General features: G+C 41.1%; 1 protein-coding gene and 1 pseudogene. Both read right to left on the bottom strand.

The features are described from left to right. The coding region (locus tag HMPREF2991_RS11315; RefSeq protein WP_257372029.1) for a G5 domain-containing protein at positions 1–1,100 on the bottom strand (1,100 nt) is incomplete at its 3' end. A gap of 75 nt (positions 1,101–1,175) precedes the next feature. Continuing rightward, positions 1,176–3,551, bottom strand: a pseudogene (gene padA / locus HMPREF2991_RS11310) (LPXTG-anchored isopeptide-forming adhesin PadA); the annotation flags it as partial.

Below are 3,551 nucleotides of genomic sequence, written 5' to 3'. Positions count from 1 at the left end.
ACTTCGTCTACTGCTGGAGTAGTGATTGTGTTGGATTTCACCTCACGACCTGTTTCAACGCCGTCTGTGTAAGTGACAGTTTCAACAATGGTACGAACACCTTTTTGCCCAGCTGTTTTCACTCGGCGAACACCTTCAGCTAAGAGTGCATTTTCAACCTCACGAGTCTGGAAGGCAACTTCTTCAGTTTTGGTTACTTCCTTAGTCGTTACAACAGCTTTCCCACCGGTATAGGTAATCTTGTTTTTTGCAGCTTTCTTGGTCTTGCGTGAAACTTCTTTACGAGATTTTTCAACACCATCCACTTTTGTCACTTCATAAGTGACTTCATCAATACCTTCTTCACCTTCTTCAACACGTGTTTGACCTTTATCCAGTGCTGGGTCTACTTTCGTTTCTTCTTTAAAAGCAACTTTCTCCTCTACAGTCACTGTTTCTTTGGTTTCTACACCTGTTTTCTTAGTTCCTACTTCGATGATTTCTTCTACTGGTTCTTTAATTACCGTTTGGCTCTTTCTATCACGTTTTTTCTCAACGCCATTTACCAAAGTAACATCCCAAACAACTTTCTTCTGACCTTTTTCTCCCGCTTGTTTTACCTTTCGAGTACCTTCAGCGAGGTCTGCATTGTTTTCTGTCCGAGATGGGTAAGGAATCTCCTCAGTAGTTGTGACTTCTTGATGTTCTTCTTTTAAATCTCCCCCAGTGAGAAGTGCCTCAGCCTTAGCTTTTAAAGAATTGTAGCGAGCTTCAAGCGCCGCAAAACTTTTTTGACCTTCTGGACTCTTCATTGCCTTCTTTGCAGTCTCAAAAAAATTCTTTGCTTCTTCTACATCACCCTCTAGGAGTTCTTTATTATCCTCATCTGGACTATTTGTAAAATCCTTAATTGAAGATTCTATACTATCAAGCATTCTTTTGAAAGTATTTGCAATACTTCGCTCTTGGCCATCTGGAATTTCTTCATCTTCCGCTGGTGTCTCTTCCGCATGCACTGTTGGAATTTGATACAAGTCGGGAGCTACATGATAAGTGGCTACTCCAAGTGCATTTAAAGCAAGTATAGAAATTCCTAACTTTAATAATTTTTTTCTACTCATTATTCTTTCCTTAACACTTTCAATATACAGTAAGGAGAAGAGTAAAATTTTCTACTCTCCTCTTACTATATGATACTAACGTTCAGCTTTACGCTTCCAAACTAGAAGTCCAGCAAGTCCTAGAGCTAGGGCTGCAAGTACTCCAAAGATTGAAGATCCTTCAGAACCTGTATTTGGCAATGTTTTCTTAGGTTCTGCTGGAGGAACGGTTCCACCTGGTGGCGGAGTTTGTGGTTTTTCTGGTGTTGGTGGTGTTGGTGGGAACACCACAACTTTGTTGGTAGTTTTTGGCTTTGGATTATGGTTAAAGCTTACTTCAGCTGTATTTGGTACACCACCAGTGAATTTTGTAAAATCTGTTCCTTCTTTGAAGTTAGTGTAAAGTATAAGACGTACGGTACTTCCCTTCAAGGCTTCAAGAACATCCTTATCGCTGATTTCAAAAGTCACAACATTGCTAGTTTCATCGTAAGTAACAGTAGCAATTGCTTCTAAATCTTTACCTACTAATTCACCGCGGTCATTTGAAACTTTAGACAATTTATCAATAGCTGCTTGAAGCTTGGTTTGAGCTTCTTTTAGTTTCTTGATTTCATTTTCAAGTTTCTCTTGTTGTTGTTTCTTATCAGCTGGTGCCAATTCTGATTCTTTCTCAGCTGGTGCTTGAAGTTTAGCCAAGTTTTCTTCAGCTGCTTTCAACTCTGCTTCCAAGCTTGCAAGATCTTGACTTGGCTCGCTAGTTGCAGGTTTCTTATCTTCTGATGCAGAAGAATCAGATGTAGCTGGAGTTGTTTCTTCAGCAGCTGTTGCTGGAGTAGCTGGTGTTGTAGTTTCAGCTGGTTTAGCTGGCTGCGCTGCCTTAGCTGCTTCCAACTTCGCTTTCAATTCAGCTACTTTAGCTTCCGCTGCCTTGAGTTCTTCCTTCTTACCAGTCTCTGTTGAAGTCTCTTCTGTTGACTTGCCTGTCAAAGCTTTGAGTTCTTTCTCAGACTGTTCAAGTTGAGCTTGAAGAGTTGCTTTGATCTTGTCAAACTGAGCATTTTCAACTTTAAGAGCGATACGGTCTTTGTTGACTTTCAAGACTGAATCGATTTTATCAGTGATCGTAAAGCTAGTCAAGTCTGTCTTGATAAGACGACCATATTGATCCTTCTTAGCATTTCCGTTTTCATCTACTGGATCTGTTGGAACCGGTGTAGTGATATCGAAGCGGAAGGTATCTAAAGCGTTTGGTAAGTGGTAGTCTTTATCAGGTTTAGATCCATCTTCTGGCCCAACTGTCTTAGCAGGTTCACCTGGTGTTGGATCTGTTGGTTTTTCTGGGTCACGCGGTTTCACCGTTACTGGTTTTGTTTCCTTGCTGCCAGATTGACCATTCGCATCCTTGAAGTTGACAGTTGCTTTGTTTGGTACCAATTGGTCCTTATAAGCTTTCAAATCGCTATTCGCTTTGAGTTTAGCTGGAATATACAATTGGATTTCTTTGAAACCTTTCAATCGAGCGAAATCTTTCACTTTCACAGTGACTGTATTTCCCTTAACACTTGTTTCAAGGGCACCATTTGCATCACGACCATCCACATAGGCTACTGGCGTATCAGCGATTGCCAAGACCGGTTCGAGTGTATCTGTTACAGTGAACTCTTTGTACTTATCAATATCTTTTGGTAAAACTGTATTGACATTGTACATGTAAGGTGCATCGTATTCGACATCCAAGTGGTCCAAGGTACGGTTGATTTTCTTCGTAATTTCTGGTTCTGGTTCTTTTGGAACGATAACCGGAACTTTATTCGAATCTTTGTGTAGCCCTGGTTTGTGTGGGAACTTCGCGTCATAAGAAGCTGTATTTGGAACAGTGAATCCACGATCTGTTAGATATGGAGTCAAATCAGCTCCCGCTTTAATCTTCGCAGTGAAGCTCAATTCAACTGCTTGACCACCATTTGCTTTCACTTGCTCTTTTGTAAGTGTCAAGGTAATGGTTTGACCTTCTACCTTGATTTGGCTAGCGTCAAGCGCTTGACCATTCAAGCTCGCGTTTGCTGAACCTGCATAATCAAGAACAGATTCAAGTGTATCACTTACACTGAAGACTGTCGCATCTGTTGGAACACTTGTTTTCACGTTGTAGGTGAAGACTTGATCACGATCAGCGAGTGTTTCTTCAGCTTTCGTGTTGACATCTTTCTTGATTTCTGGCTCTTCTGGAGTCGGTGGCGTTACTGGAACTTCATTGGAATCCTTAGTGAAGCCTGGTTTGTTTGGAAGATCTACCTTGTAAGCTGCCTTGTTCGGAACCTTGATTGACTTATCTTCTGTTACATAATCAGACAAGTTAGCACCCGCTTTGATCTTAGCGTCGAAAGTTAATTCAACAGCTTGACCAGCACTTGTTTTAGCTTGTTCTTCTGTAAGCGTCAAGGTAATGGTTTGACCTTCTACCTTGAT

It is taken from the genome of Streptococcus sp. HMSC072D07, from assembly GCF_001814835.1.
In the GTDB taxonomy this organism is placed as follows: Bacteria; Bacillota; Bacilli; order Lactobacillales; family Streptococcaceae; genus Streptococcus.
This window is presented reverse-complemented; position numbering and strand designations above follow the sequence as displayed.